Here is a 25,140-nt window from a genome sequence, read left to right as displayed (position 1 = left end):
CGGCGAGCCCGTACGACGCTGGTGCGACAATCGACACCGGGTGTGGTGCGCGCACGACGCCCGAGGAGGGGTGCCGGAGTGGCCGATCGGAACCGCCTTGAAAGCGGTCGCTGGCAGAAGTGTCAGCCGCGGGTTCGAATCCCGCCCCCTCTGCTCCATGATCGACGGACAGATGAGTGACACGATGCAACCCACGACGTACCGCCTGACGCTCGTCCTCGCGCTGCGGCTGTTCGGCCTGCGCATGATGGTCGCCGCCGTCGGGGCCGTGATCGCCGCGGTCCTGCTCACGATCGGCGGCTCGACCGCCGTCTGGGGAGTCGTCGCGGCTGTGCTCGTGGCGCTCCTGGTGGTCGCGTCGGCCGCGGCCCTGCGCTGGCCTCCGCGCCTGATCACGCTCACGGAGACCGGATATCGCGTCCACCGCGTCCGTGGTGCCGGGGTGCGTGCGGGTTCCTGGGCGCAGGTCGAGCGCGTCGACGACATGCCGAGCCCTGCAGGCGGCACGGACCTCGTCATCGGCCTCGAGCAGGGGCGTACGACGCGGCTGCCGATGATGCTGTTCGGCATCCGCGGGCTCGACCTCCAGCGCGAGATCCGCGAGCGTCTGAACGCCTCCCACGGCTACCGCCCGTTGCCGCCCACATCGTGAGCCACGGCCCCGATTGGATCGGTCCCCGTACGACCTTGTAGCCTTGAGCGGCACGCCTGGAGGTGTCGCATAGTGGCCTAGTGCGCCCGCCTGCTAAGCGGGTTGAGGTTGAAACCTCTCGCGGGTTCAAATCCCGCCACCTCCGCCAGACGAAGCCGCGACCGGACTTCGGTCGCGGCTTCGCTCGTTCTCGAGCCGCGCGCGCCAGCCGAGTCGAGCCGGTCGTCAGCGTCGCCGCTGCTCAGGCGCCGGTGACGCGGAGGTCGCGACCGATCTGCGAGGCGGTCTCGAGCAGCGGCGGCAGCAGGCGCTCCTGCGCCTCGGCGACGGTGCCCTGGGTGGCGCTCATCGAGATGTTCGCTGCCGCGATCACTGCGCCGCCGGCGTCGCGGATCGGTGCGGCGATCGAGCGCAGGCCGACCTCGAGCTCCTGGTCGACGAGCGCCCATCCCTGCGCCGCAACCTCGTCGAGCACCTCGTCGAGCGCGGGGCGCGAGGTGATCGTGCTCGGCGTGAGCGCGACGAGATCGCCGGTGTCGAGCACGCGCGCACGCTCATCCCGGTCGAGCCCTGCGAGGAGCACCCGCCCCATCGACGTCGCGTACGCGGGAAAGCGGGTGCCGACGCTGATCGCGACCGTCATGAGGCGGCGGGTGGGGACACGCGCGACGTACACGATCTCGGAGCCGTCGAGCATCGAGACCGACGACGACTCGTTGACCTCGTCGGTCAGCCGCTTGAGGTGCGGGGTCGCGATCTCGGGCAGGGAGATGCTCGACAGGTAGGCATACCCGAGCTCCAGCACGCGCGGGCGCAGCCAGAACTCGCGGCCGTCGGTGTCGGTGTAGCCGAGGTCGACGAGGGTGTGCAGGAAGCGTCGCGCCGTCGCCCTCGTGAGGCCGGTCTGCTTCGCCACCTCCGACAGCGTCATGCGCGCATGGTCGGCATCGAAAGCGCGGATGACCGCAAGTCCTCGTTGGAGCGACTGGACGGACGCCACCGGCCGCCCCTCGTCAGTGATCGCCACGCTCGCACCTTATCCGTGATCAGCGTCCCCCCGGGGGGACGGCGTGAAGAGAGCCGCATCCACCGTTGCCCTGTGACAGGCGTCACGGTATGTTCGGATATTGCACAGACGTTCACTATGCGAACGCTCGTGAACGCTACCACGATCAAGGAGGCAGTCGCCCATGCTCGACCCAGCCATCTGGACCGGCAAGATCTTCCTCGGAGGCGAGTGGATCGAGCCGTCGGACGGGCAGACCTACCCGGTCATCGAGCCGGCCACCGGCGACGAGCTCGGCCGTGTCGGCCGGGCCGGAGCGGCCGACGTCCGGCTGGCCGCCGAGCACGCCATCGCTGCTCAGCGCGAGTGGGCGGCCCGCCCGAACAGCGAGCGCGCCGCCGTCCTGCGCCGCGCGGGCGACCTGTGGGCACAGCACGCGGAGACCATCCAGCAGTGGAACATCCGCGAGGTCGGCGCGATCCCAGGCATGGCGGGCTTCGCCCTCAGCGTCGGCGCCGCGGAGTGTTACGAAGCCGCCGCGCTGCCGTCGCACCCGACCGGCCAGGTCCTCGCCACCGAGGAGTCGCGCCTGTCGTTCACGCAGCGCGTGCCCGCCGGCGTCGTCGCGGTGATCTCGCCCTTCAACGTGCCGATTATCCTCGGCATCCGCGCCGTGGCCCCCGCGCTCGCGCTCGGCAACGCGGTGATCCTCAAGCCGGACCCGCGTACGGCGGTGACCGGCGGCGTCGTGCTCGCGCGCATCTTCGAGGAGGCGGGTCTCCCGGCAGGCGTCCTGCAGATGCTCCCCGGCGGCGCGGACGTCGGCGAGGCACTGACCACCGACGAGGACATCGCGGTCATCGCGTTCACCGGCTCGACCGCCGCCGGCCGCAAGGTCGGCGAGGCCGCCGGCAAGCACCTCAAGCGCGCACACCTCGAGCTCGGCGGCAACTCCGCCCTTGTCGTCCTCGAGGACGCCGACGTCGACAAGGCCGTCAACCTCGCCGCGTGGGGTGCGTTCTTCCACCAGGGTCAGATCTGCATGACTGTGGGGCGCCACCTCGTCCACGAGAGCCTGTACGACGACTTCGTCGCCAAGCTCGCCGAGAAGGCCTCGCACCTCCCTGTCGGCAACCCCGCCACCGACCAGGTCGCCCTCGGCCCGATCATCGACGAGGGCCAGCGCGACAAGATTCACGCCCTGGTCACCGCAAGCATCGAGGCCGGAGCCCGCCTGGTCACCGGCGGCGAGTACGAGGATCTCTTCTACCGCCCGACGGTCCTCGCTGACTCGCCTGTCGACGCGCCGGCGTACGCGGAGGAGGTCTTCGGACCGGTCGCGTCCGTCGTGAAGTTCTCGTCCGTCGACGAGGCGATCAAGCTCGCGTCGGCTGGTCCGTACGGGCTCTCGCTCGGCGTCGTCACCAGCAACGCCGCCGCGGGTCTCGAGGTCGCCGCCAAGATCCCGACCGGGATCGTCCACGTGAACGACCAGACGGTCAACGACGAGGCCAACGCGCCGTTCGGGGGCGTCAAGGCGTCCGGCACCGGATCTCGGCACGGCGGGGCCGACGCCAACATCGAGGCGTTCACCGAGACCCGCTGGGTCACGGTCCGCAACGAGCCACCCACCTACCCCTTCTGATCAGCCCCCTACTGGTCCGCGGGCCAGCCCCCGTACAGCCCCAAGGAGAACCATGCGTCGCATAGCCACCACCGTCCTCGCCGCGGCGGCCCTGACCCTCGTCGCCGCCTGCGGAGGCGGTGACTCCGACGACACGAGCGCCGACGGAGACACCAAGATCAAGGTCGGCGTGATCCCCATCGTCGACACCGCCCCGATCTGGCTCGGCAAGGAGAAGGGCTTCTTCGAGGAAGAGGGCATCGACCTCGAGATCACCACGACCACCGGTGGCGCCGCCGCGGTGCCGGGCGTGGTCAGCGGCGACTTCGACTTCGCCTTCGGCAACGTCGTGTCGCTCATGGTGGGCGCGGACCAGGGGCTCCCGCTCGAGTTCGTCGCCAACGGCACCTCGTCGGCCGGCAAGGAGCCCGACTTTGGCGCTGTGCTCGTGCCCGAGGACTCCACGATCCAGACGCCGAAGGACCTCGTCGGCAAGACGGTGTCGGTCAACAACCTCAAGAACATCGGCGACACGACGGTCCGCCACGCGATCGAGCAGGACGGCGGTGATCCCGAGAACGTGAAGTTCGTCGAGGTCGCGTTCCCCGACGCCCCAGCTGCGCTGGCCAAGAAGCAGGTCGACGCGATCTGGGTCCTCGAGCCGTTCATGTCCGCCGCACTGGCCGACGGCGCGCGGGTGGTCACCTACAACTACCTCGACATGTCGCCGCAGCTCGACATCGCGGGCTACTTCACGACAACGCAGTACATCAAGGAGAACGAGGACCTCGTCGAGCGCTTCACGCGCGCGATGAACAAATCGCTCGACTACGCCGGCGACAACGAGCAGGAAGTCCGCGACATCGTCGGGACGTACACCAAGATCGACGAGGCCACCCGCGGCAAGATGGTCCTCCCAGTCTTCCGCTCGGAGTTCGACCGTGAGTCGATGGAGCTCCTCGGCGCTGCCGCGGTCAAGTACGGCACGCTCGAGAAGGAACCCGACCTGGACGCACTCCTGCCATGACCTCGATGAGCTCCGCACCTCCGGCGGCAGGAACGGCTTCACCCCCGGGTCGTTCCCGCCGCCGGGGGACCGCGGTCCCGTCGGGTGTGCTCGGGTTCCTCGGCATCGTCGGTTTCCTGCTGCTGTGGGAGCTCGTCGTCCGTGCCGGGATCGTGGAGCCCGAGTACCTCCCTGCGGCGAGCACCGTGTTGTCCGAGCTCGCATCAATCGCCACCACGGCCGCGTTCTGGGAGGCGGTCGGCTGGACGCTTCGCACCTGGGCAGTGGGCCTGGCCGTCTCGGGCGTCGCCGCGATCGCCCTCGGTCTGGTCATCGGCGGCAGCCGCTTCCTGCGCAAGGCCACCCACACGACCATCGAGTTCTTGCGACCGATCCCCTCGGTCGCGCTGATCCCGCTGGCCGTCCTGCTCTACGGCACCTCGATGCAGTCGACGCTGCTGCTCGTCGTGTACGCGGCGTTCTGGCAGGTGCTCATCCAGGTCCTGTACGGGGTCGGCGACGTCGACCCCGTCGCGGACGACACCGCCCGCAGCTACGGCCTCGGCTGGATCGCCCGGGTGCGCTACCTCGTGTGGCCGTCGGCGTTGCCGTACGTCATGACCGGCGTGCGCCTCGGCGCCGCGGTCGCCCTCATCCTCACGATCACCGGCGAGCTGGTGATCGGCGGCGGCGGAGTCGGCACGCAGATCGCGCTCGCCCAGAGCGGCGGCGCCGTGCCGGAGCTGTACGCACTGGTGGTCACGACCGGCCTCATCGGAGTCGGCATCAACCTGCTCGTCCGCGCGATCGAGAAGCGGACGCTGCACTGGCACGTCTCGGTCCGCAGGGAGGCGGTCGCATGACCTTCGTGAAGAAGGCCGCGTACGCCCTCGGCCTCCCGGTCCTCCTGATCGCCCTGTGGTGGTTCCTCTCACGCGACACCACGAACTTCTACGTCCCGAAGCCGGGCGAGCTCGCCACGACGTTCGTCGACACCTGGATCGGGGAGCGGTTCCGTACCGACATCCTCCCGAGCGTCGCGCGCTTCGCGATCGGTACCGCGCTCGCGATCGTCCTCGGCATCGCGGCCGGCGTGTGGATCGGCTCGGCGCGCCGTGTACGGAGCCTGCTCGAGCCGCTGCTCGAGTTCTTCCGCGCGATCCCACCGCCGGTCCTCGTGCCGATCCTCATCCTGATCGTCGGTGTCAACGACCGGATGAAGATCACGGTCATCGTCATCGGCGCGGTCTGGCCGGTGCTCCTCAACACGATCGAGGGCGTGCGCTCCGTCGACACGGTCCTCCTCGACACCGCCCGGACATACGGGCTGAAGGGTTGGACCCGGCTGCGGACGGTGGTCCTGCCGAGCGCCGCTCCGCAGATCGCGGCCGGCGTACGCCAGTCACTCGCGATCGGCCTGATCCTCATGGTGATCTCGGAGATGTTCGCGTCGTCGTCCGGCCTGGGGTTCACGATCGTCCTGTTCCAGCGGTCGTTCGCGATCCCCGAGATGTGGAGCGGCATCGTGCTGCTCGGCCTCATCGGCGTCGCGGTGTCGGTCGTCTTCCAGCTCTGCGAACGCAAGATCCTGCATTGGTACTACGGCCAGAAGGAGGTGCAGCATGGTCGGTAACAGCGCCCCCGTCGCATCCGGCGCCCTCAAGGGCACCGATGCGCCGGTGACTCTTTCGGTCCGAGGGCTGCAGAAGATCTACTCGTCCGACAACGGTGACGTCGAGGCCGTCCGCGACCTCACGTTCGACCTGCGCCAGGGTGAGCTGGTCTGCCTCGTCGGCCCGTCCGGGTGCGGCAAGACCACGCTCCTGCGGTGCATCGCCGGGCTGCTCGAGCCGACCGCGGGCACCGTCGAGCTCGACGGCACCCGGGTCACCAGCCCGCCGAAGAAGATGGCGGTCGTCTTCCAGGAGTACGGGCGCAGCCTGTTCGCATGGATGACGGTGCGCCAGAACGTCGAGCTGCCGCTCAAGAATGCGGGCATGGGCAAGGTCGAGCGCAAGGCCGCGGTCGAGAAGGCGCTGCACGCCGTCGGTCTCGACCACGCCGCCGGCTCATACCCGTGGCAGCTGTCGGGCGGCATGCAGCAGCGCGTCGCGATCGCGCGCGCCGTCGCGTACGAGCCCGAGGTGCTCCTCATGGACGAGCCATTCGCGGCCGTCGACGCGCAGACCCGCGCCGATCTCGAGGACCTCATCCGCACGGTGTGGAAGGAGCTCGGTGTCACGGTCCTGTTCATCACCCACGACATCGACGAGTCTGTCTATCTCGGCGAGCGGGTGCTGATCCTGTCCAACTCGCCGACAGTCGTGCAGGAGGACCTCACGATCGACCTGCCGGCCGAACGCGACCAGCTCACAACGCGGTCGATGCCGCGATTCACCGAGCTGCGGGCGCATGTGTACGAGCAGATCCAGAGGGCGAAACGGGGCAAGGGAGCCGCTGAGTGAGTCCGCACCCGCCCCGCACCCCGCCGGTCGAGCCCACCCCGCCGGTCGAGCCTGTCGAGACCACCGTCCGCGACGCCACATACGAGGTGATGCGCCGTCAGGACATGACGACGATCTTCTCCAACCCGGGCTCGACCGAGGTCGCGTTCCTCGTCGACCTGCCCGACGACCTCGACTTCGTGCTCTCGCTGCACGAGGGCTCAGTCGTCGGCATCGCCTCGGGGTGGGCGATCGCGCGGCGCGAGCCCGCGTTCGTGCTGCTCCACACGACAGCCGGCCTCGGCAACGCGGTCGGCGCGATCGCCACGGCGCGGGTCAACCGTGCACCGATGGTGATCGTGGTCGGCCAGCAGGATCGGCGCCACCTCGCGCTCGAGCCGTTCCTCGCGGGACGGCTCGAAGGGCTCGCCGGCGACTACCCGCTCGACGTGCTCTCGCCCGTACGGGCGCAGGACGTGCCGTCGGCGGTCGAACGCGCCGCGCACCGCGCCCGTACGGACCAGGGGCCGGTCGTCGTCATCGTCCCGATGGACGACTGGGAGGCCCCGTACGACGCGACCGACGTGTCCTCGCCGCGCGAGGTGCAGGCGCCACGCCCGGCCTCGGTGGACGTCGACGCGCTCGCGGCGCTGGTCGCGAGCAGTGGGCGGACGGCGATCCTGGCCGGCTCCGGCAACGACGACGTCGACGGGTGGCGCACGCTCACCGCGCTCGCCGAACGGCTCGGCGCACGGGTGTGGCAGGAGCCGTTCGGGGCACGCGCAGGGTTTCCTCAGGACCACCCGCTGTTCGCCGGGCACCTCCCGGCGGACCGGCCGCGCGTCCGGGAGGCGCTCGACGGCGTGGGCCTGCTGCTCGTGGTGGGGGCGGCGGCGATCCGCCAGTACCCGTACGCCCCAGGTCGGCTCGTGCCCGAGGGCACCAGGGTCGCGGTCGTGACCGCGGATGCGCAGGAGGCGTACCGCTCACCCGCTGACCTCGCGGTCGTCGCACCGCCGGCGGTCGCGATCGCGTCGCTGCTGGCGCACCCGGTGCTCGCGGCGATGGAGGCGCTCGAGCCCACCTCGCCTGTCGAGACCATTCCGTCGGTCGAGACCATCTCGTCGGTCGAGCCTGTCGAGACCATCCCGTCGGTCGAGCCTGTCGAGACCACGCCTCTCACCGCCGCCGACGTCTTCCGTACCCTCGCCGCCGTGCTGCCCCGCGACACCGTCCTCGTCGAGGAGTCACCGTCGTCGCGACCGCTGCTGCAGGCGATGGTCCCCGCACGCGAGCCGCTCGGGTTCGTGTCGGCGGCGATGGGCGGGCTCGGCTTCGCGATGCCCGCCTCGATCGGGCTCAAGATGGCGCTGCCTGAGCGTCCCGTCGTGACGGTGGTCGGCGACGGGTCGGCGATGTATGCGATCCAGTCGCTGTGGACCGCCGCGCGCGAGGACATCGGCGTGCTGTGCCTGGTGATGGCGAACGGCGGCTATGCGGTCATGGACCGGCTCGCCGAACGCGTCGACGGCAAGCCGCCGTGGCCGTCGTTCCTCGAGCTGTCCGTCGGCCGCGTCGCGGAGGCTTTGGGCTGCCGGGTGATCCGGGTCGACGACAAGGCCGCGCTCGAGGCGACCCTCGCCGAGGCCGCCTCACGGCTCGACCAGCCCGGCGGGCCGCTCGTCGTCGAGATCGCGGTCGCGCAGGACACGCACTTCGCGCCCTAGGCGTACGGGCGCCCCGCCCGCGCCTCAGTCCTCCAGGCGCCGCAGCGCGACAGGGAGCCGCTCGCGCAGCGCATCGACGGTGATGCCGTACGTCTCCCGTACGGTCACGCCGTCCGCGCCGACGTCGAACACCCCGTACTCGGTGTAGACCCGGCTCACGCACGCGAGCCCGGTCACGGGGTACGTCAGCGCCTCGACGAGCTTGCTCGACCCGTCCTTGGCAAACATCGTCATCATCACGAAGACGTCCTTCGCGCCGACGGCGAGGTCCATCGCACCACCGACGGCGGGGATCGCGTCGGGGGCGCCGGTGTGCCAGTTGGCGAGGTCGCCGTGCTGCGAGACCTGGAACGCACCGAGCACGCACACGTCGAGGTGGCCGCCGCGCATCATCGCGAAGGAGTCGGCGTGGTGGAAGTACGAGGCGCCGGGCAGCTCGGTCACCGGGAACTTGCCCGCGTTGACCAGGTCGGGGTCGATCGCGTCGCCCGCGGCCAGCGGGCCCATCCGCAGCATGCCGTTCTCGGTGTGCAGGACGATGCCCTTCTGGTCCGGCAGGTGGTCCGCGACGCGGGTGGGCTGCCCGATGCCGAGGTTGACGTAGGCGCCTGCCGGGATGTCGCGTGCGACGATCTCCGCCATCTCGTCGCGCGACAGGGGCTCACGGTCGGCGTGCTCCAGGGTCGCGACGCCTCGTACGGTCTGGTCGACGGTCATGTGTGCGCTCCTTCGCGGGCGGCGATGCGCTGCTCGGCCCCTACGGCGACGACACGGTCGACGTAGATCCCCGGCGTCACCACGACCTCGGGGTCGATCTCGCCGGCCTCGACGACGTCGTCCACCTCGACGATCGTGGTCGAGGCGGCAGTCGCCATCACGGGGCCGAAGTTGCGGGCGGTCTTGTGGAAGACGAGGTTGCCGAGGGTGTCCGAGCGGCGGGCCGCGATCAGTGAGACGTCACCGCGCAGCGGCGCCTCGAGGACGTAGCCGCGTCCGTCGATCGTGCGCGTCTCCTTGCCCTCAGCGAGGATCGTCCCGTACCCGGTCGGCGTGAAGAAGCCGCCGATCCCGGCACCGGCCGCGCGCATCCGCTCGGCGAGGTTGCCCTGCGGAACGACCTCCAGCTCGATCTTGCCGGCACGGTAGAGGCCGTCGAACACGTACGAGTCGGACTGCCGCGGGAACGAGCAGATCATCTTGCGAACCTGCCCTGCGGCGAGCAGCGCGGCGAGGCCGGTGTCGCCGTTGCCGGCGTTGTTGCTGACGACGGTGAGGTCACGGGCGCCCTGGCGTACGAGGGCGTCGATGAGGGTGAACGGCATGCCTGCGGGTCCGAAGCCACCCACGAGGACGGTCGAGCCGTCCGCGATGTCGGCGACGGCCGCGTCGGCGTCGAGGACGCGCATCAGGAGGCCACGCTCTCAGAGGAGCTCGTGTTCTCGAGAACCACGGCGAGGCCCTGGCCGACGCCGATGCAGATGCCGGCGACGCCCCAGCGCTGGCCGGTCGCACGCAGCACGGCGGCGAGGGTGCCGAGGACGCGTCCGCCCGACGCCCCGAGCGGGTGGCCGATCGCGATCGCGCCTCCCCACTGGTTGACGATCTCGGGGTCGATCGGCCACGCATCCACGCAGGCGAGGCTCTGGACGGCGAACGCCTCGTTGAGCTCGACGGCTCCGACCTGGTCCCAGCCGATCCCGGCACGGGCGAGGGCACGGTTGGCCGCCTCGACAGGGGCGTACCCGAACTCGTGAGGATCGAGCGCCATCACGCCGCGGCCGGCGATGCGCGCGATCGGGTCGCGGCCGATGAGGTCGGCGCCGCGCTCAGAGCCGAGCAGGACCGCGCTGGCGCCGTCGTTGAGCGGTGAGGCGTTGCCGGCCGTGATCGTGCCGTCCGGGCGGAACGCGGGCTTGAGCTTCGCGAGGCTCTCGGGGGTCGACCCCGGACGGATGCCCTCGTCACGGGTGAGGTCGACGCCGTCCACCGGCACGACCAGGTCGCCGTAGTGTCCAGCCTCCCACGCGGCATGTGCGCGCTGGTGCGAGGCCGCGGCGAAGGCGTCCTGCCGCTCGCGCGAGATGCCGAAGCGCTCTTGGAGCTGCTCGTTGCACTCGCCGAGCGAGATCGTCCACTCCTTGGGCATGCGCGGGTTGACGAGGCGCCAGCCGAGGGTGGTCGAGACCGCCTCGACATTGCCCGCCGGGAAGGCGCGCGACGGCTTCGGCATCACCCAGGGCGCGCGGCTCATCGACTCGACACCGCCGGTCAGGACGACGTCGGCGTCACCCGACTCGATCGCGCGCGAGCCGGCGATCGCCGCGTCGAGACTGGACCCGCAGAGGCGGTTGACGGTGGTGCCCGGAACGCTCGTGGGGAGGCCGGCGAGCAGCGCGGCCATGCGACCGACGTTGCGGTTCTCCTCGCCGGCGCCGTTGGCGTTGCCCCAGACCACGTCGTCGATCGCGGCCGGGTCGAGCCCGGGCGAGCGCGTCGTCGTGGCGGCGACCACGGTGGCGGTGAGGTCGTCGGGCCGGACTCCGGCCAGCGCTCCGCCGTACCGGCCGAACGGGGTCCGCACGGCGTCGAACACGTAGGCGGGCATCGCACTCCTCTGGGCCGTCATGAGGCCGATGCCGCCGCGTTCGTCATCACCGTTCGCTGTGCGAACATCGGTACGTTAGGTGAACAGGCTATCACGACTCGGGGTCGTGCTCGGCGAAAACGCTCTGCATCACCGACAGCGCGGAATTGCTCACCGGGACCCCCGCATAGACGCCCGTGTGGATCAGCACCTCGGCGATCTCCTCACGGCTCAGCCCGTTGCGCAGCGCCGCGCGGACGTGCATCGCGAGCTCGCCGTCGTGACCGAGCGCGGCGAGGAGCGCGAGCGTGATCATGGAGCGGCTCCGCCTGTCGAGCACGTCGCGACCCCACACCTCGCCCCACGCGTAGCGGGTGATCAGCTCCTGGAACGGGCGGGTGAGCTCATCGGCACGAGCGGTCGCACGGTCCACGTGCGCATCGCCCAGCACCGCTCTCCGTACGGCCATCCCGCGGTCGTACGGGTCCGCCCCGTCCCCGATTTGGGCACTTTGCGACCGTTCCGAAGGCGCCGTTGCGTCGTTAAGTGCCCGAATCGCGGACGAGACCTCGGCCGGCGACTCGGCGGGGGCGAGATGCGCGACGTCGTCGAGGAGGAGCAGACGGCCGTTCGGTACGCCGTCGGCGATCTCCTCCAGCTTCTCCGGCGGCGTCGCGGCGTCGTACGAGCCCGCGACGGCGAGCACGGGTACGGAGATCTCGCCCAGCCGGTCACGCACGTCGAAGACAGCCAGCGCCTCGCATACCTGCGCGTACCCCTCGGCGTCCGCACCCTGCAGCACGTGCAGCAGCGCGGCACCGACGGCCGGCTCGCGCTCGAGGAAACCCGGGGTGAACCAGCGCTGCGCCGACCCGCTCACCATCACCGGCGTGCCGGAAGCCCGTACGGTCGCCGCGCGCTCGCGCCACATCGACTCCTCGCCGATCTTGGCGCCCGTGCACAGCACGACCACCGAACGGACGGCGTCGGGCGCGTCGAGAGCGAGCTGGAGCCCGACCGCGCCGCCCACGGAGTCACCCGCGTACGCGAAGCCGATGGTGTCGTCGCCTCGTGCCTCGCAGACCCCGCGCGCGAACGCCAGGACGCCCTCCGCGAGCTCGGCCATCGTGAACGCCTCGCCCACCGGCCCACCGTCGTGCCCGGGCAGGTTCCAGCCGACGACGTGGAAGTCGCTCGCAAGCTCGGCGGCCACCGCGGACCACAGCGTCGTCGCCGACGTGCCGAGGGACGGGCCGACGAGCAGTAGCGGGAGCGAGGCGTCGCCGGAGAGCTCGACGCCGATGATGCGGGGGGTGGTCATGCAGACTCCAGGTAGGTACGGGCTCGGGTGAGGGCGGCGTCGACGAAGAGCGGGGCCGCGCCGAGGTACGGGGTCTCGACAGGCTCGACCAGCGGAGAGGGCGGCTCGACCAGCGGCATCACGCGCCGCATGGTGGCGCGTTCGGCGAGGACTCCCGTGCCCGCCGCGTCGAGGTTGAGGCGCATCCGCTCGTGGTCGACGCGCAACCCAGCGAGGAGCTCGGAGGTCTGCGACGCCGCGACGACGGCACGCCGCGCGAGCGTACGGACGGTGTCCCACTCGGCGTGCCAGGCGCCGTCCGGGCGCTGGTCGACCGCGAGCGCGGAGGCGGTGTGCAGCGTCGCGCCGAGCGCGGGAGCGGCGATCGCCGCACGGCGAACGAGGATAGAGAGGACGGGGTTCTGCTTCTGCGGCATCGTCGAGGAGCCGCCGCGCCCGTCCGCCGCCGGCTCGGCCAGCTCGCCGACCTCTGGACGGCACAGCATCACGACGTCGGTCGCGACGTGGCCCCACGCGTCGGTGCAGGTGACGAGTGCGTCGCCGATGCGGGTGATCGGGGTACGCCGGACATGCCACGGGAGGACGTCCGCGAGGCCCAGCGCGCCCGCGGTCGCAGTGACGAGCCGCAACGACACCGCCTCGGGGTGCTCGAGCCCCCGCAGACGGGCCAGCTCCGTGCTCGCCGCGAGCGTCCCGGCCGCGCCGCCGAGCTGCGCCGGCAGCCCCGCACGCACGCGCGCCACCTCTTCGGCGGCGTCGAGCAGACCGTCGAGCCACGTGGCGGCCACGAGCCCGAACGTCGTCGGGACGGCGTGCTGCGTCAGCGTCCGGCCGACCATGACCGAACCGCGGTGCGTGCCGGCCAGCCGTACGAGCGACTCGACCTGGCTGCGCAGCTCGGACTCCACGCGGTCGAGCACATCGCGGACGCCCAGCACGAGCGCGGTGTCGACGACGTCCTGGCTCGTGAGGCCGCGGTGCAGCCACGACGCGGCGGCGGTGTCGCCGAGCCGCTCGCGCAGGAGACGGACGAGCGCAAGGACGGGATTGCCGCCACCCTCCGCCGCGACCGCGAGCGCATGCACGTCGTCGTCGCCGACGAGCCCGGTCAGATCGGCCGTCGTGGGCGCGACGCCCTCCGAGGCGAGGGCGTCGATCCACGCCTGCTCGACCTGCACCATCGCCGCAAGGACAGCCCCGTCGCTCACGAGCGCCTCGGCCCGCTCATCGCCGGGCCAGAGAAGGTCCGCCATACGGTCAGTGTCCCGGAAAACGCAGGAAGACGGTCTCGTCCTCACCCTGGAGCCGGATGTCGAAGCACAGTCCCTGCTCGTCGCGCGCGGCGATCAGCGTGCCGCGACGGTCGTCCGGGACGGACGCGAGCAGCGTGTCGGCGGCGAGCGCGTCGGCGTCGTCGGGCAGGTACGCCCTCGTGAACAGGCGGCTCAGCAGCCCGCGCGCAAACACCGTGACGGCGAAGAACGCGGCCGCGCCGTCCTCGGTCGGACCGGGGGTCAGCGTGGAGAACGTGTACGACCCGTCGCGCGAGGTCGATGCGCGCCCGAACCCGGTGAACGTCCACCCGTCGCGACGCAGCGAGCCCGGCTGCTGCACGACGGAGCCGTCAGGCGCCGCCTGCCAGATCTCGATCAGCGCGTCCGGGATCGGCGCGCCCGCTCCGTCGTACACGGTCCCGTGCAGGCGGATCGCGCCGGCCGTGCCGGGAAGGACCAGGTCGCGGTCGCCCTCGTACGGGAGCGCGTAGTGGAAGAACGGCCCGACGGTCTGCCCTGGCGTGGGCGTGAGCGTGCTCATGCGTCGTCCTCCTCTTCCTCCATGTAGGTGCGCTGGCTGCCGGTCAGGACGATGTCCCACCGATAGCCGGTCGCCCACTCGTGCGACGTCAGGTCGTGGTCGTACGAGGCGACGAGCCGCTCGCGTGCCTTCGTGTCGGTGATCGACTGATAGATCGGGTCGAGCGCGAACAGCGGGTCGCCCGGGAAGTACATCTGCGTGACCATCCGCTGAGTGAAGTCCGTGCCGAACAGCGAGAAGTGGATGTGCGCCGGCCGCCAGGCGTTGTGGTGGTTCTTCCACGGGTAAGGGCCGGGCTTGATCGTCTGGAAGCGGTAGTTGCCCTCGGCGTCGGTGAGGCAACGTCCGACACCGGTGAAGTTCGGGTCGAGCGGCGCGGGGTGCTGGTCGCGCTTGTGGACGTACCGGCCGCCCGCGTTGGCCTGCCAGATCTCGACGAGCTGGTGCCGTACGGGGCGCCCCTCTCCGTCGACGACGCGACCCGCGATGACCATTCGCTCGCCGATCGGCTCCCCACCGTGCTGGATCGTCAGGTCGGCCTCGAGGGGGTCGACGTCGCGATGACCGAAGCACGGCGCCCAGCGTTCGATCGTCTCCGGATCGGCATGGTGCAGGTCCTTCGTGGGGTGGCGGAGGATGCTGCTGCGGTACGGCGGGTAGTCCAGCCGTGGCTGCGTCTCCTCGACGCCCGCACGCTGGTACGCCGCCTCGATGTCGGTGATCTCTGCGGTGATGTCGTCCTGGCGCGCCAGTGCACCGCCGGAGCTGGGGGCGGGTGAGGTCATGCCTGAACGCTAGGTGACGGCAGTCACGGCAGCGAGGTTAGGATTTCACTCAGTGGAAGGAGGGCGATGGCTGGGAACACGTCGAGCCCTGGTACGACGGTGGCCTCGCGGGTGCTCGCGCTGCTCGGCGCGTTCGATACGGAGCACCGCAGGCTGACGCTGACGGACCTCGCGCATCGTGCTGGGCTGCCGCTGCCGACGGCGCATCGGCTGGCGGGCGAGCTGGTCGCGGCGGGTGCGTTGGCGAAGCGCCCGGACGGCCGCTACGTGGTGGGGCGGATGATCTGGGACATCGGGCTGCTCGCGCCGGTGGAGACCGGGTTGCGGCAGGTCGCCGAGCCGTTCCTGCACGACGTGTACGCGGCGACGCGCGCGACGGTCCACCTCGCCGTACGGGACGGCGACGAGGTGCTCTATCTCGAGCGGATGCGCGGCCGTACCTCCGTGCCCGTCGTGAGCTCGATCGGATCGACCCTTCCGATGCACGCCACGGGCGTCGGCAAGGTGCTGCTCGCGCACGCGCCGGACGAGGTACGGGCTCGCGTGCTCGCGTCGTTGACGCGGGTCACGCGCTACACGGTCACGCAGCCCGGCCTGCTGGACGAGCAGCTCGTGCGGATCCGCCGCGACGGCTACGCGACCACGTACGAGGAGATGACGCTCGGCGCATGCTCGGTGGCGGTGCCCGTACGGCGTGAGGACGAGGTGGTCGCGGCCATCGGCATCGTCGTCGCGAACCTCAAGCGTGACCGCGCTCGGCTCGTCACCGCGCTGCAGGTCGCCGCCCAAGGCATCGGCCGCCAGCTCTAAGCGCCCCCGGGTCACTCCCTGGCGCCCCCGGGTCACCTGACATGGAAGCGCCGCTTTCGCCCAGTGGAAGGTCCGGTTCGCGGTGTGAGGTGCGGCACGATCCAATGACGCCATGAGCACCGACACCCTCCGTACCGAGGTCGCCATCATCGGCGGCGGCCCGGCCGGCCTCCTCCTCTCGCACCTGCTCGCCGCGGAGGGCATCGATTCGGTCGTCCTTGAGACCCGCAGCCGCGACTACGTGGCCGCGCGCATCCGCGCCGGGATCCTCGAGCAGAGCAGCGTCGACCTCCTCACCGACGTCGGACTCGGCGCGCGGCTCGCACGCGAGGGCGACCAGCACCGCGGGATCTATCTCCAGTTCCCCGAGGAGCGCCACCACCTGGACTTCGTCGACCTCATCGGCCGCAGCGTGTGGGTGTACGGCCAGACCGAGGTCACCGCCGACCTCGTCGCGGCCCGTGATGCCGACGGGCAGCAGTTCTTCTACTCGATCTCCGACACCGCGCTGCACGACGTCGACACCGATCGCCCGTACGTGACGTTCACCGACGCCGACGGCACGCCGCGACGGCTCGACGCGGTCGCGATCGCCGGCTGCGACGGCTCGTTCGGTCCGAGCCGCGGCGCGATCCCCGGCGGGACGACGTGGGAGAAGACCTATCCGTACGCATGGTTCGGCATCCTCGCCGACGTCGCGCCGTCGACCGACGAGCTCATCTACGCGTGGCACCCGAACGGCTTCGCGCTGCACTCGATGCGCTCGGAGACGGTGAGCCGCCTCTATCTCCAGGTCGAGCCCGGCACGGATCCCGCGTCGTGGTCCGACGACCGGATCTGGGACGAGCTCGCGACGCGGCTCGGGCACGGCCAGGACGGCTGGGAGCTCACCGCCGGTCCGATCACGGACAAGAGCGTGCTGCCGATGCGGTCGTACGTGCACGCGCCGATGCAGTACGGGCGGCTGTTCCTCGCCGGCGACGCCGCGCACATCGTCCCGCCGACCGGCGCGAAGGGGCTCAACCTCGCGATCGCCGACGTCGCGCTGCTCGCTCCGGCACTTACCGACCTGGTCCGCAAGAACGACGCGCGCCTCGCCGACGCGTACTCCGACACGGCGCTCCGCCGCGTGTGGCGCTGCACGCACTTCTCGTGGTGGATGACGACGATGCTGCATCGCACCGGCGACCCGTTCGAGGAGCAGCTCCAGCTCTCGCAGCTGCGGTGGGTGACGTCGTCGGAGGCGGGCGCGACGGGGCTCGCGGAGAACTACGCCGGGTTGCCGTTCGCCTAGCGCCCACCGAGCACGGCCCGCAGGCCGTCCGCGACGCCGCCGCGCCAGCAGGCGTAGTCGTGCCCGCCGTCGTACTCGGCGTACGACAGTCCCACCCCGGCCTCACGCAGCGCTCCGGCGAGCCGGCGGTGCGGCTCGAGCAGCACCCACTCCTGCAGGCCGACCTCGAGCGCGATCGCGGGTGAGCCACCGGACGGCAGCGCGGCCACTCGGTCCGCGAGGTCGTCCTGCCACAGCGACGCCGATGACGCCACCGCTCCACCGACGATGTCAGGCCGCGCCAGGGCGACCCGCAGGGCGGTCAGCGCGCCGAGGCTCTGCCCGATCACGACGACGTCCTCCGGGCGCTGACCGACGCCGTACCCCCGCCGCATCCACGGCACGAGCGCGTCGACGATCCACCGCTCGGCGCCGCCATCGCCGCCCATCTCGCGCCACCGCGCGTCCACACCGCCGGAGTCGACGAAGAACGCGGTCACCGGCGGGATCTCGCCCTCTGCAACCAGGTTGTCGAGCGTGGTCGGCAGGTCCTGCGAGGACGTCCACACTTCGCCGTCGAGCACGACGAGGGCCGGCCCGCCCGCGGCACACCCGGGCGTCCGGTGGACCCACACCGTACGACCGTCCGGGCCGTCGACGGTCTCGCACATGCCACGGTCGACGCCCGGACGCCGTGCGAGCCACCGCTGCGCGGGCGCGGCATCGAGCGCCACGACCGAGTGCGCCACCCCACCCCGATTGAGACACGTGTCGCCGTTGCGCGGATCGGGCAGCGCGCGGTCGAGCGCCGTCCGGATCGCGACCTGGTCATCCTCGGCGACCCAGGGCGCCCGCTCGCCCGCGCGTCGCACCACGAACCCGTACGAGGCACGCCACCCGCGGCTGACCCGGTACGACAACGTCCAGAGGGTCGTCCCCGGCACGCGGCGCATCAGGCTGTCGGCGAGATGGGTCTCGTCGGTGATCCGGTTGACGAACAGCAGCACGTCCTCAGCGTCCGGGTCGTCCCACAAGAAGGTCACGATCGCCGACGCAGGATCGTCGGCAGGCTCCACGTACGGCATCGCGGGCGCGCGGCGCCACAGCGCGGTCGCGTCGGCAGCCGCCGGCTCCACGCCCAACGTAGGGCTCACCGCGACCGGCGGCCGGGTCGGGCGCGGGACCTTCGGGGGAGTGTGCCTCACGCCTTCATCGCATCCGCCACCGTGTCGCCGTCGAGGTAGCGCGCCCCCGGACCGAGCCGCGCGGCGCGGTCGCCCGGGTTCGACAGCGCGCACCGCTGCAGCGACAGGCACCCGCATCCGATGCACCCGTCAAGGTCGTCGCGCAGCCGTTCAAGCTCGGCGATCCGCGCGTCGAGCCGGGGCCGCCACGCACGCGAGAGCCGGGTCCAGTCCTTCTTAGTCGGCGTACGTCCCTCGGGCAGGGTCGCGAGGGCATCCCTGATCTCGTCGAGCGTCAGCCCGACGCGCGAGGCCGTACGGACGAAGGCGACCCGCCGCAGCATGCTGCGGACGTATCGCCGCTGGTTGCCGGTCGTGCGCTCGGACGCGATCAGCCCGAGCGACTCGTAGTAGCGCAGCCCCGACGCCGCGACACCGCTGCGTTGCGAGAGCTCGCCGATCGTCAGGTGCGGCTCGGGGGTCACCGTGCCTCCTCGGGGGGTTTCATGGCCGGGCTTGATCTCAAGTGCACTTGAACTTGCACGATACCTGCATGAGTACGACGACCGTCCCGCCACCCGTCTTCGACCTGCTCTCTCGCGTCACCGGGGACGAGAAGCACGACCCCAGCGCACACTCGACCCTCGATGTCGTCTGGGTCCTGTACGACCAGGTGCTCGACGTGGCGCCGGACCGCATCGACGACCCGGACCGCGACCGCTTCCTCCTCTCGAAGGGCCACGGCCCGGCCTCGACGTACGCCGTCCTGGCGGCCATGGGCTTCTTCCCGGCCACCTGGCTCGACGACGTGGCCGGCTGGGACTCACGCCTCGGCCACCACCCGGACCGCACTCTCGTGCCGGGTATCGAGATCGGCAGCGGCTCGCTCGGCCATGGCTTCCCGCTCGCGGTCGGCACGGCGCTCGGGCTGCGACTCCGAGGCAGCACGGCCCGCGTCGTCGTCCTCGTCGGTGACGCCGAGCTTGACGAGGGGAGCAATGCCGAGGCGATCGCGATCGCGGGACGCTTCGGCCTCGACCGCCTCACGTGCGTCGTCGTCGACAACCGCTCCGACAACCACGGCTGGCCCGGCGGGATCGGCGCACGCTTCGCGGTCGAGGGCTGGGTCACCGCCGACGTGGACGGGCACGACCACGCCGCCCTCCGTACCGCCCTCGGCCGCACCGACCCCGAACGGCCGACCGTCGTCGTCGCCCGCACCGTCGCCGAGGAGGCCGCCGCATGATCCGCCCCACGATGCGCGAACGGTTCTATGCCGAGCTCGGGCCGCTCCTCGACGACGAGCCCCGTACGGCGGTGGTGCTGGCGGTCATCGGCGCAAGCATGCTCGGCGACGCCTCCGCACGGCACCCCGAGCGCGTGATCGACGTCGGCATCCGCGAGCAGGCGATGGTCGGAGTCGCGGGCGGGCTCGCCCTGACCGGCATCCGGCCGATCGTCCACACGTACGCGCCGTTCCTCGTCGAGCGCGCGTACGAACAGGTCAAGCTCGACCTCGGGCACCAGGACGTCGGCGCCGTCCTCGTCAGCACCGGCGCCTCGTACGACGCGAGCACCGCCGGCCGTACCCACCAGGCGCCGGCCGACGTCGCCCTCCTGTCGGCGTTGCCCGGCTGGACCGTCCACGTCCCTGGGCACGCGGACGAGCTGGTGCGGATGCTGCGGCGCGCCGCACGGACCGAGGACCGCGTGTACGTCCGCATGTCGACGCAGCAGAACGCGCAGGCCTATCCGGCCGACGGCCTGCTCCACCTCGTACGGGGTGGCGCGCACACCCGCCCGCTCGTCGTCGCCGTCGGCCCGATGCTCGACACGGTCGTCGAAGCGACCCATGACCTGCCGGTCCGCGTCGCGTACACGGCGACGCCGCACCCCTTCGACGCACGGGGCCTGCGGACCCTCGCCGGCCCGGCGCCGGTCGTCGCCGTCGTCGAGCCGTACCTCGAGGGCACCAGCGCTGCCGCCGTCTCCGCCGCGCTTGCCGACCGCCCCAGCCGGGTGGCGTACGTGGGCGTGCCGCGCGACGCCGAGCTGCGTCGGTACGGCTCGCCGAAGGACCACGCCGCCGCGCACGGCCTCGACGCCGCCGGCATCCACGCACGCGTGAAGGAGCTCGTCCGATGACGGCTGCCGCCCGCGCCGCGCTCGACGCACCGGACGTCCCCTGCCGCGTCCTCGGCCCCGACCTGTGGTTCGCCGAGCACACCGACGACGTGGAGCGGGCGAAGGCGCTGTGCCTGCAGTGCCCTATCCGCGACCTCTGCCTCACCGCCGCGATCGAGCGGCGCGAACCGTGGGGCGTATGGGGCGGCGAGGTGTTCGCGAAGGGGGCGCCCGTCGCGTCGAAGCGCGGGCGAGGGCGCCCCCGCGTCCGCGAGGTCGCCTGAGGGATCGCCGTACGGTCAGCCATCGCGCCGCTCCGCGTCCGTCCCGAAGCCGTCCAGCCCCTGCCGCTCCTCCAGCGACATCAGCTTTTCGAACAGGGTGATCTGGAGCCCGGGGTTGCTGGTGTGTTCTGCACTCATATCCTCGGGCTAGGCCTTGACGTCAATGTGAAGGTCAAGCCGGCCCGTTCACTTTCCGTTGGGCCCAACGGAAAGTCGAGGCCCCACCGGAAGCATCCGGTGAGGCCTGCCGTTTGCGGTGGGGCCCGACCGGACGCGGCGCCGGAGTGACCCGCGAGCGGTCAGCCGAGGATGGACGCCGGCGCGAGGCCGGCCTCGACCATCGCGCGGTTCATCGCGTCGCGCATCGCCTGGACGGCCGAGAGCGGGCGGAGCATCACCGTGAGCTCGTCGACGAGCCCGTCCTCGTCGAGGTGCAGCATGTCGATGCCGTGCACGGCCTTGCCGTCGACCGTCGCGCGGAACACGAGGATCTCCGCCGGCACCTCGTCTCCCTCATCGGCCAGCGACCCCGAACCGTCGAGCTCGCCGACGTAGCGGAAGTCCTCGAAGACGACCATCACGAGCGACAGGACCTGCTTGACGAGGTCGCGTCCCTGGAACGGCGAGAACTTCACCGGGCTGTGGAATGTCACGTCGCTCGCCAGCACGCCGTCGAACGCGTCGACATCGCGAGCCTCGACAGCGGCACGGAAGCCCTCTGCGGTGTTCGCCACGACCACCATCTCCTGAGTAGTCAACAAAGTGAGTAACCAGGACCGTACGCTGCGACCGGCAGCGGACGCAAGACCTCAGTCGTCGGTGTTGAAGAACGCGCGGTGCGCCGACAACAGCTCCACCTCGGGCCGGCCCGCGACGAACTGCTCGACCCGATCGAGCACCTCGATGACGTGACCGTTCTCGCCAGCCACGACCGCGACACCGATCGCCGCGCGCCGATAGAGGTCCTGCTCACCGGTCTCGGCGACCGCGACCTCGAACGTACGGCGCAGGTCAGCGACCAGCGGGCGTACGAACGCGCGCTTCTCCTTCAGCGTGTGGACGTCACCGAGCAGCAGGTCGAACTCGATCGTGCCGACCCACATGGTCAGGCGTCGTCGGAGAGGCTGGAGTCCAAGACGTTGCGGGCGGCCGGCGACGCGTCGACGCTCTCGGGGTGGACCACGATGACCGTCGCCTGTGCGTGGCGGACGACCTGCTCGCTGACCGAGCCGAGCACGAGCCCCTTGAAACCGCCGAGACCGCGGCGTCCGACGACCACCGTCGACGCCTTGTCGGACGCCTCGATGAGCCGCGGAGCGGGCTTGCCGTGCACGGCGCAGGTGCGGACCTCGACGCTCGGGTAGTCGGCGACCAACGGCGCGATGTCCTCGTCGAGCCGCTCGACCACGGCGCCGGCGAAGTCCTCGAGGGGCGGCATGTAGCCGGGCTCCCACGTCTTCGGGCGCGGCGCGGTCGTGAGGACCCAGGCGCGGGTCACCGTCACGGGCTGGCCGGTCAGGTTGCCGTATTCGAGCGCCCAACGCACCGCCTGGTCGGAGAAGTCGGATCCGTCGTGGCCGACGAGGATCCCGCCGTCGAAGTCGATCTCCTTGGTGGTCATACCTCAAACTATCGCGCAGCGCTCAAGATCAGTGAGCCAGACTCCCGGCGCCACCTCGCGTTCGGCGACCCGTACGAAGCCGTGCTGCGCGTACAGCGCCAGCGCGGGCGCGTTCGCGCTGCCGGTCGACACGATCGTGCGGCGCGTGGGCTCCCACGCGGCCAGCGTCTCGAGCAGGAACGACGCGACGCCGCGGCGATGAGCGGTCGGGGCGACGACGAGTCGGAACACGTCGACGGTCCCGTCCTCGAGCACGTCCCACGAGACGGCGCCGACCAGCCGGCCGCCTTCGTACGCGCCGAGGAATGACTCCTTGCTTGCGCGCAGCTCGTCGAGCGTCTCGTGCAGCATCGGCAGCTCGGTGAACCCGATCAGCTCCGCCTCGATCGCGTACGCCGCCCTCTGCACGGCAAGCACCTCGCGCGCGACGTCCTCGTCGGACACGTCCACCGGCAAGATCTCGAGGTCGTCCACGACGCCACCGTACGGGGCTGCGGTCGTCCCCCTCCGTCGACGCCGTCCTCCGCCGCCGCTGGGGTCAACGCCCGGCCCGCTCCTGCGCGGCAGCTGCCAGCTCGAGCAGCGCGCGGCGGTCGTGCGCGTTGCCGGCCAGCGCGGCCGCCGCCTCGAACTCCGCAGCGGCCTCGCCGTCCCTCCCCAGCCGCACGAGAAGGTCGGCGCGGACACTCGGGAGCAGGTGGTAGGAGCGCAGCCGCGGGTCCTGCCGCAACGGTTCGAGGACCGTCAACCCTTCGGAGGCCCCGTACGCCCGACTGACCGCGACCGCGCGGTTGAGCTCGACCACGGGCGACGGATTGAGCGCGGCGAGACCGTCGTACAGGGCGACGATCCGCTCCCAGTCCGTGTCCGCTGGCGTCGCGGCGCGCGCATGGCACGCGGCGATGGCGGCCTGGAGCGTGTACGGCCCGAGCGGGCGGCCGAGCGCGACCGCCCGGTCGAGCGCGCCGAGCCCGTGCCGGATCAGCGTGCGGTTCCACCGCGAACGGTCCTGGTCGTCGAGCAGGACCGGCTCACCGTGCCGGTCGGTACGAGCGGCGAAGCGCGACGCCTGGATCTCCATCAGCGCGACCAGCCCGTACGGCTCTGGCTCGCGCGGCAGCAGCGCGGTCAGGATGCGCCCCAGCCGCATCGCCTCGCCGCACAGCTCGTCGCGGATCAGCCGGTCGCCGGAGCTGGCCGAATAGCCCTCGTTGAAGATCAGGTAGACCACTTCCAGCACCGCCTCGAGCCGCTGCGGAAGTTCTCGCGCGGACGGCACCTCGAACGGCACGTGCGCCTCGGAGAGCGTCTTCTTGGCCCGCGAGATCCGCTGACCAACCGTCGCCGACGGCGCGAGGAACGCGCGCGCGATCTCGTCGGTCGAGAGACCGCCGAGCATCCGCAGCGTGAGCGCGACCTGCGCGTCCCGCGCGAGCACGGGGTGGCACGCGACGAAGACGAGACGTAGCACGTCGTCGCCGACCGGGTCCTCGACGACTGCCTCAGGGTCCGGCGTCGCGGCGCGGCGCTGCTCGTCGAGCTCGGGGGCGAGCACCGCGTACTTCTCCCGGCCCTTCTGCTCGCGACGCACCTTGTCGACCGCGAGGTTGCGTGCGACCTTCGTCAGCCAGGCCGCCGGGTTGTCGGGAACACCGTCACGCGGCCACTTCTCGAGCGCGATGACCAGCGCGTCCTGCGCGAGGTCCTCGGCATAGCCCACGTCGTTCACGACGCGGACGAGCCCGGCGACGACGCGCGCCGACTCGATCCGCCAGATCGCGTCGATCGTGCGCCGTACGTCGGGCATCCGTGCGCTTCCCGTCACCTGGGCCGCGTCAGGACCCGTGCTGCTGCTGGATCTGCTCGCGCAGGTGGTCGTCCTGCTCGCGCAGCTCCGGGGTGTACTCGTCGCCGAAGTCTGCTGCCTCGTGGAGGGGGCGCAGCTCGAGCTGGCTCGGCTCGGACGGATCGTGCGGGCACCGCTTTGCCCACTCAACGGCCTCCTCGAAGGACTTGACCTCCCAGATCCAGTAGCCGGCGAGCAGCTCCTTGCTCTCGGTGAACGGCCCGTCGACGACGCGGGTCTCGCCGTTGCCGAAGACGACGCGAGCGCCGTCACTGCTGTTCTTCAGCCCGTCGCCGTCCAGCATGATGCCGGCCTTGACGAGCTCCTCGTTGTACGTGCCCATCGCCTCGAGCATCTCGGTGGTGGGCATCTGCCCCTCCGCCTCCCACGCCGGCGTGGACTGGACCATGACCATGACTCGCATGACGTTCTCCTTGTCGGATGAGACCGTTTCGACCCTAGTGCCGAAGCGGTTCCTCACCCCTACGCCGAACGAGACGCAGGTTTTTCGACACGGTCACGGACTTTTTCTGGACAGCGGTCAGGGGAGCGTGACGCGCGCCTGGTTGCCGCCGGGGTCGCAGTGCTTGCCGTTGGGGTACGTGGGCTCGGCGGTCACACGCGTAGCGGCGCGGTGGGCTTCGCTGCCGTTGGCCCTCGTGACGACGGCGGTCACCTCGACCTCCTCGGCGGGGAGCGCCGGCGCCTCGACGAAGCCCTGCATCGTCCCGTCCGAGGTCATGACCGCGCTGCACACGGAGTCGGGGTCGTCGCCGTCACACCCCTCGTCGACCGCAGTCTGGCCCGGGGTGAGCGGTGACTCCGCGTCGACGCATTCGCCGTCCCAGCAGACGCGGGCCCGGACGGCGACGGCCCCAGCCGCGAGCGGCGGCTCGACCACGACGGCGATCCCGGCCGACGACGCGATCATCGTGCACGCACGCGCCGCCCCGTCGTCGGCGCCGGCACCGCACGCCATCAGCAGCGCGAGCGGCGCGGCCGCCCACGCCGTACGAAGTCGCGTCATGGCGGAA

The 25,140-nt window shown here is 71.2% G+C and carries 30 protein-coding genes and 2 tRNA genes; 14 read left to right on the top strand and 18 right to left on the bottom strand.

Annotation, left to right across the window (positions count from 1 at the left end; all coding sequences use genetic code 11):
• The first annotated feature begins 64 nt into the window (after window positions 1-64).
• The 3 genes from ACFSDF_RS01635 (at window position 65) to ACFSDF_RS01625 (ending at window position 800) form a co-directional block, all read left to right on the top strand.
• Window positions 65-153: transfer RNA gene (locus ACFSDF_RS01635), tRNA-Ser, on the top strand.
• 19 nt (window positions 154-172) lie between these two features.
• On the top strand, window positions 173-652 hold the full coding sequence (locus ACFSDF_RS01630; protein WP_167000934.1) for a hypothetical protein: 480 nt from the start codon (window positions 173-175) through the stop codon (window positions 650-652).
• A gap of 58 nt (window positions 653-710) precedes the next feature.
• A tRNA-Ser gene (locus tag ACFSDF_RS01625) sits at window positions 711-800 on the top strand.
• A gap of 93 nt (window positions 801-893) precedes the next feature.
• Here the strand turns inward: ACFSDF_RS01625 and ACFSDF_RS01620 are convergent.
• Complete coding sequence (locus ACFSDF_RS01620; RefSeq protein ID WP_208322218.1) at window positions 894-1,679, bottom strand: IclR family transcriptional regulator domain-containing protein; 786 nt, start codon at window positions 1,677-1,679, stop codon at window positions 894-896.
• Window positions 1,680-1,842: 163 nt separating this feature from the next.
• Between ACFSDF_RS01620 and ACFSDF_RS01615 the strand changes: the two genes are divergently transcribed.
• The 6 genes from ACFSDF_RS01615 to ACFSDF_RS01590 are packed head-to-tail and all read left to right on the top strand — an operon-like array spanning window position 1,843 to window position 8,459.
• Window positions 1,843-3,303, top strand: coding sequence for a benzaldehyde dehydrogenase (locus ACFSDF_RS01615; protein ID WP_167249503.1), 1,461 nt, complete (start codon window positions 1,843-1,845; stop codon window positions 3,301-3,303).
• Between the two features lie 52 nt (window positions 3,304-3,355).
• Window positions 3,356-4,309 carry an ABC transporter substrate-binding protein gene (locus ACFSDF_RS01610; protein WP_167000930.1) on the top strand — a complete coding sequence of 318 codons (954 nt, stop codon included), beginning with the start codon at window positions 3,356-3,358 and terminating at the stop codon, window positions 4,307-4,309.
• 5 nt (window positions 4,310-4,314) lie between these two features.
• Window positions 4,315-5,151 carry an ABC transporter permease gene (locus tag ACFSDF_RS01605; RefSeq protein ID WP_167000928.1) on the top strand — a complete coding sequence of 279 codons (837 nt, stop codon included), beginning with the start codon at window positions 4,315-4,317 and terminating at the stop codon, window positions 5,149-5,151.
• Window positions 5,148-5,921, top strand: coding sequence for an ABC transporter permease (locus ACFSDF_RS01600; RefSeq protein ID WP_167249505.1), 774 nt, complete (start codon window positions 5,148-5,150; stop codon window positions 5,919-5,921). Before ACFSDF_RS01605 ends, ACFSDF_RS01600 begins: the two co-directional genes overlap by 4 nt.
• A complete protein-coding gene (locus ACFSDF_RS01595; RefSeq protein WP_377155837.1) occupies window positions 5,911-6,753 on the top strand; it encodes an ABC transporter ATP-binding protein in 843 nt (280 codons plus the stop codon). Before ACFSDF_RS01600 ends, ACFSDF_RS01595 begins: the two co-directional genes overlap by 11 nt.
• Complete coding sequence (locus tag ACFSDF_RS01590) at window positions 6,750-8,459, top strand: thiamine pyrophosphate-dependent enzyme (RefSeq protein WP_377155835.1); 1,710 nt, start codon at window positions 6,750-6,752, stop codon at window positions 8,457-8,459. The genes ACFSDF_RS01595 and ACFSDF_RS01590 overlap by 4 nt, the downstream gene beginning before the upstream one ends.
• 24 nt (window positions 8,460-8,483) lie before the next feature.
• Here the strand turns inward: ACFSDF_RS01590 and ACFSDF_RS01585 are convergent, their stop codons facing one another.
• From ACFSDF_RS01585 to pcaH, 7 genes are all read right to left on the bottom strand, one after another.
• Complete coding sequence (locus ACFSDF_RS01585; protein ID WP_377155833.1) at window positions 8,484-9,176, bottom strand: 3-oxoacid CoA-transferase subunit B; 693 nt, start codon at window positions 9,174-9,176, stop codon at window positions 8,484-8,486.
• Window positions 9,173-9,865, bottom strand: coding sequence for a 3-oxoacid CoA-transferase subunit A (locus tag ACFSDF_RS01580; protein ID WP_167000920.1), 693 nt, complete (start codon window positions 9,863-9,865; stop codon window positions 9,173-9,175). The genes ACFSDF_RS01585 and ACFSDF_RS01580 overlap by 4 nt, the downstream gene beginning before the upstream one ends.
• Complete coding sequence (locus ACFSDF_RS01575; RefSeq protein WP_377155831.1) at window positions 9,865-11,064, bottom strand: thiolase family protein; 1,200 nt, start codon at window positions 11,062-11,064, stop codon at window positions 9,865-9,867. Before ACFSDF_RS01575 ends, ACFSDF_RS01580 begins: the two co-directional genes overlap by 1 nt.
• A gap of 91 nt (window positions 11,065-11,155) precedes the next feature.
• A complete protein-coding gene (gene pcaDC / locus ACFSDF_RS01570; RefSeq protein ID WP_377155829.1) occupies window positions 11,156-12,364 on the bottom strand; it encodes a bifunctional 3-oxoadipate enol-lactonase/4-carboxymuconolactone decarboxylase PcaDC in 1,209 nt (402 codons plus the stop codon).
• Window positions 12,361-13,617, bottom strand: coding sequence for a lyase family protein (locus ACFSDF_RS01565; RefSeq protein ID WP_167000914.1), 1,257 nt, complete (start codon window positions 13,615-13,617; stop codon window positions 12,361-12,363). The genes pcaDC and ACFSDF_RS01565 overlap by 4 nt, the downstream gene beginning before the upstream one ends.
• Window positions 13,618-13,621: 4 nt before the next feature.
• Window positions 13,622-14,179 (bottom strand): protocatechuate 3,4-dioxygenase subunit alpha, encoded by a 558-nt coding sequence (pcaG, locus tag ACFSDF_RS01560; protein WP_377155826.1) that lies wholly within the window; start codon window positions 14,177-14,179, stop codon window positions 13,622-13,624.
• On the bottom strand, window positions 14,176-14,964 hold the full coding sequence (pcaH, locus tag ACFSDF_RS01555) for a protocatechuate 3,4-dioxygenase subunit beta (protein ID WP_377155824.1): 789 nt from the start codon (window positions 14,962-14,964) through the stop codon (window positions 14,176-14,178). The genes pcaG and pcaH overlap by 4 nt, the downstream gene beginning before the upstream one ends.
• 66 nt (window positions 14,965-15,030) lie before the next feature.
• Between pcaH and ACFSDF_RS01550 the strand changes: the two genes are divergently transcribed.
• On the top strand, window positions 15,031-15,774 hold the full coding sequence (locus tag ACFSDF_RS01550; RefSeq protein WP_377155822.1) for an IclR family transcriptional regulator: 744 nt from the start codon (window positions 15,031-15,033) through the stop codon (window positions 15,772-15,774).
• Between the two features lie 112 nt (window positions 15,775-15,886).
• The gene (locus ACFSDF_RS01545; protein WP_377155820.1) at window positions 15,887-17,068 is read left to right on the top strand and encodes a 4-hydroxybenzoate 3-monooxygenase; all 1,182 of its coding nucleotides are present in this window, start codon (window positions 15,887-15,889) and stop codon (window positions 17,066-17,068) included.
• Here ACFSDF_RS01545 and ACFSDF_RS01540 read toward each other — a convergent pair.
• Window positions 17,065-18,252 (bottom strand): enterochelin esterase domain-containing protein, encoded by a 1,188-nt coding sequence (locus ACFSDF_RS01540; RefSeq protein WP_377155818.1) that lies wholly within the window; start codon window positions 18,250-18,252, stop codon window positions 17,065-17,067. The two genes, ACFSDF_RS01545 and ACFSDF_RS01540, sit on opposite strands and share 4 nt — an antisense overlap.
• Entirely contained in the window at window positions 18,249-18,716 is a 468-nt protein-coding gene (soxR, locus tag ACFSDF_RS01535) for a redox-sensitive transcriptional activator SoxR (RefSeq protein ID WP_167000902.1), read from the bottom strand. Before soxR ends, ACFSDF_RS01540 begins: the two co-directional genes overlap by 4 nt.
• 68 nt (window positions 18,717-18,784) lie before the next feature.
• Between soxR and ACFSDF_RS01530 the strand changes: the two genes are divergently transcribed.
• From ACFSDF_RS01530 to ACFSDF_RS01520, 3 genes are read left to right on the top strand one after another with little or no spacing between them, the layout of a single operon-like run.
• Window positions 18,785-19,477, top strand: a complete 693-nt coding sequence (locus ACFSDF_RS01530) for a thiamine pyrophosphate-dependent enzyme (protein WP_167000900.1) — start codon at window positions 18,785-18,787, stop codon at window positions 19,475-19,477.
• Window positions 19,474-20,376, top strand: coding sequence for a transketolase family protein (locus tag ACFSDF_RS01525; protein ID WP_243842844.1), 903 nt, complete (start codon window positions 19,474-19,476; stop codon window positions 20,374-20,376). The genes ACFSDF_RS01530 and ACFSDF_RS01525 overlap by 4 nt, the downstream gene beginning before the upstream one ends.
• A complete protein-coding gene (locus tag ACFSDF_RS01520) occupies window positions 20,373-20,639 on the top strand; it encodes a WhiB family transcriptional regulator (RefSeq protein ID WP_167000898.1) in 267 nt (88 codons plus the stop codon). Before ACFSDF_RS01525 ends, ACFSDF_RS01520 begins: the two co-directional genes overlap by 4 nt.
• Window positions 20,640-20,654: 15 nt before the next feature.
• Here ACFSDF_RS01520 and ACFSDF_RS01515 read toward each other — a convergent pair whose 3' ends face one another.
• From ACFSDF_RS01515 to ACFSDF_RS01480, 8 genes are all read right to left on the bottom strand, one after another.
• Complete coding sequence (locus tag ACFSDF_RS01515) at window positions 20,655-20,777, bottom strand: hypothetical protein (protein ID WP_377155814.1); 123 nt, start codon at window positions 20,775-20,777, stop codon at window positions 20,655-20,657.
• Window positions 20,778-20,938: 161 nt separating this feature from the next.
• Entirely contained in the window at window positions 20,939-21,373 is a 435-nt protein-coding gene (locus tag ACFSDF_RS01510; protein ID WP_220471282.1) for a nuclear transport factor 2 family protein, read from the bottom strand.
• Between the two features lie 75 nt (window positions 21,374-21,448).
• On the bottom strand, window positions 21,449-21,742 hold the full coding sequence (locus tag ACFSDF_RS01505; protein ID WP_167000897.1) for a DUF503 domain-containing protein: 294 nt from the start codon (window positions 21,740-21,742) through the stop codon (window positions 21,449-21,451).
• 2 nt (window positions 21,743-21,744) lie between these two features.
• Window positions 21,745-22,260, bottom strand: a complete 516-nt coding sequence (locus ACFSDF_RS01500) for a universal stress protein (RefSeq protein ID WP_167000895.1) — start codon at window positions 22,258-22,260, stop codon at window positions 21,745-21,747.
• 3 nt (window positions 22,261-22,263) lie between these two features.
• Window positions 22,264-22,734, bottom strand: a complete 471-nt coding sequence (locus ACFSDF_RS01495) for a GNAT family N-acetyltransferase (protein ID WP_167000893.1) — start codon at window positions 22,732-22,734, stop codon at window positions 22,264-22,266.
• 64 nt (window positions 22,735-22,798) lie between these two features.
• Window positions 22,799-24,067 (bottom strand): RNA polymerase sigma factor, encoded by a 1,269-nt coding sequence (locus ACFSDF_RS01490; RefSeq protein WP_167002203.1) that lies wholly within the window; start codon window positions 24,065-24,067, stop codon window positions 22,799-22,801.
• A gap of 28 nt (window positions 24,068-24,095) precedes the next feature.
• Complete coding sequence (locus ACFSDF_RS01485) at window positions 24,096-24,530, bottom strand: YciI family protein (protein ID WP_167000891.1); 435 nt, start codon at window positions 24,528-24,530, stop codon at window positions 24,096-24,098.
• A 117-nt stretch (window positions 24,531-24,647) separates the two neighbouring features.
• The gene (locus ACFSDF_RS01480; protein ID WP_377155810.1) at window positions 24,648-25,133 is read right to left on the bottom strand and encodes a hypothetical protein; all 486 of its coding nucleotides are present in this window, start codon (window positions 25,131-25,133) and stop codon (window positions 24,648-24,650) included.
• Between the last annotated feature and the right edge of the window lie 7 nt (window positions 25,134-25,140).

Source organism: Mumia zhuanghuii (assembly GCF_042681565.1).
Taxonomy (GTDB): Bacteria; Actinomycetota; Actinomycetes; order Propionibacteriales; family Nocardioidaceae; genus Mumia.
Note: the sequence above shows the minus strand (reverse complement) of the source record. Positions and strands in the feature narration are given on the sequence as shown.

Bases quoted from the DNA above. Each gene is read 5' to 3' on its own strand.
- ACFSDF_RS01630 (WP_167000934.1), top strand. From the start codon at position 173: ATGAGTGACACGATGCAACCCACGACGTACCGCCTGACGCTCGTCCTC.
- ACFSDF_RS01615 (WP_167249503.1), top strand. From the start codon at position 1,843: ATGCTCGACCCAGCCATCTGGACCGGCAAGATCTTCCTCGGAGGCGAG.
- ACFSDF_RS01610 (WP_167000930.1), top strand. From the start codon at position 3,356: ATGCGTCGCATAGCCACCACCGTCCTCGCCGCGGCGGCCCTGACCCTC.
- ACFSDF_RS01605 (WP_167000928.1), top strand. From the start codon at position 4,315: ATGAGCTCCGCACCTCCGGCGGCAGGAACGGCTTCACCCCCGGGTCGT.
- ACFSDF_RS01600 (WP_167249505.1), top strand. From the start codon at position 5,148: ATGACCTTCGTGAAGAAGGCCGCGTACGCCCTCGGCCTCCCGGTCCTC.
- ACFSDF_RS01595 (WP_377155837.1), top strand. From the start codon at position 5,911: ATGGTCGGTAACAGCGCCCCCGTCGCATCCGGCGCCCTCAAGGGCACC.
- ACFSDF_RS01585 (WP_377155833.1), bottom strand. From the start codon at position 9,176: ATGACCGTCGACCAGACCGTACGAGGCGTCGCGACCCTGGAGCACGCC.
- ACFSDF_RS01580 (WP_167000920.1), bottom strand. From the start codon at position 9,865: ATGCGCGTCCTCGACGCCGACGCGGCCGTCGCCGACATCGCGGACGGC.
- ACFSDF_RS01575 (WP_377155831.1), bottom strand. From the start codon at position 11,064: ATGCCCGCCTACGTGTTCGACGCCGTGCGGACCCCGTTCGGCCGGTAC.
- pcaDC (WP_377155829.1), bottom strand. From the start codon at position 12,364: ATGACCACCCCCCGCATCATCGGCGTCGAGCTCTCCGGCGACGCCTCG.
- ACFSDF_RS01565 (WP_167000914.1), bottom strand. From the start codon at position 13,617: ATGGCGGACCTTCTCTGGCCCGGCGATGAGCGGGCCGAGGCGCTCGTG.
- pcaG (WP_377155826.1), bottom strand. From the start codon at position 14,179: ATGAGCACGCTCACGCCCACGCCAGGGCAGACCGTCGGGCCGTTCTTC.
- pcaH (WP_377155824.1), bottom strand. From the start codon at position 14,964: ATGACCTCACCCGCCCCCAGCTCCGGCGGTGCACTGGCGCGCCAGGAC.
- ACFSDF_RS01550 (WP_377155822.1), top strand. From the start codon at position 15,031: ATGGCTGGGAACACGTCGAGCCCTGGTACGACGGTGGCCTCGCGGGTG.
- ACFSDF_RS01545 (WP_377155820.1), top strand. From the start codon at position 15,887: ATGAGCACCGACACCCTCCGTACCGAGGTCGCCATCATCGGCGGCGGC.
- ACFSDF_RS01530 (WP_167000900.1), top strand. From the start codon at position 18,785: ATGAGTACGACGACCGTCCCGCCACCCGTCTTCGACCTGCTCTCTCGC.
- ACFSDF_RS01525 (WP_243842844.1), top strand. From the start codon at position 19,474: ATGATCCGCCCCACGATGCGCGAACGGTTCTATGCCGAGCTCGGGCCG.
- ACFSDF_RS01520 (WP_167000898.1), top strand. From the start codon at position 20,373: ATGACGGCTGCCGCCCGCGCCGCGCTCGACGCACCGGACGTCCCCTGC.
- ACFSDF_RS01515 (WP_377155814.1), bottom strand. From the start codon at position 20,777: ATGAGTGCAGAACACACCAGCAACCCCGGGCTCCAGATCACCCTGTTC.
- ACFSDF_RS01505 (WP_167000897.1), bottom strand. From the start codon at position 21,742: ATGTGGGTCGGCACGATCGAGTTCGACCTGCTGCTCGGTGACGTCCAC.
- ACFSDF_RS01500 (WP_167000895.1), bottom strand. From the start codon at position 22,260: ATGACCACCAAGGAGATCGACTTCGACGGCGGGATCCTCGTCGGCCAC.
- ACFSDF_RS01490 (WP_167002203.1), bottom strand. From the start codon at position 24,067: ATGCCCGACGTACGGCGCACGATCGACGCGATCTGGCGGATCGAGTCG.
- ACFSDF_RS01485 (WP_167000891.1), bottom strand. From the start codon at position 24,530: ATGCGAGTCATGGTCATGGTCCAGTCCACGCCGGCGTGGGAGGCGGAG.
- ACFSDF_RS01480 (WP_377155810.1), bottom strand. From the start codon at position 25,133: ATGACGCGACTTCGTACGGCGTGGGCGGCCGCGCCGCTCGCGCTGCTG.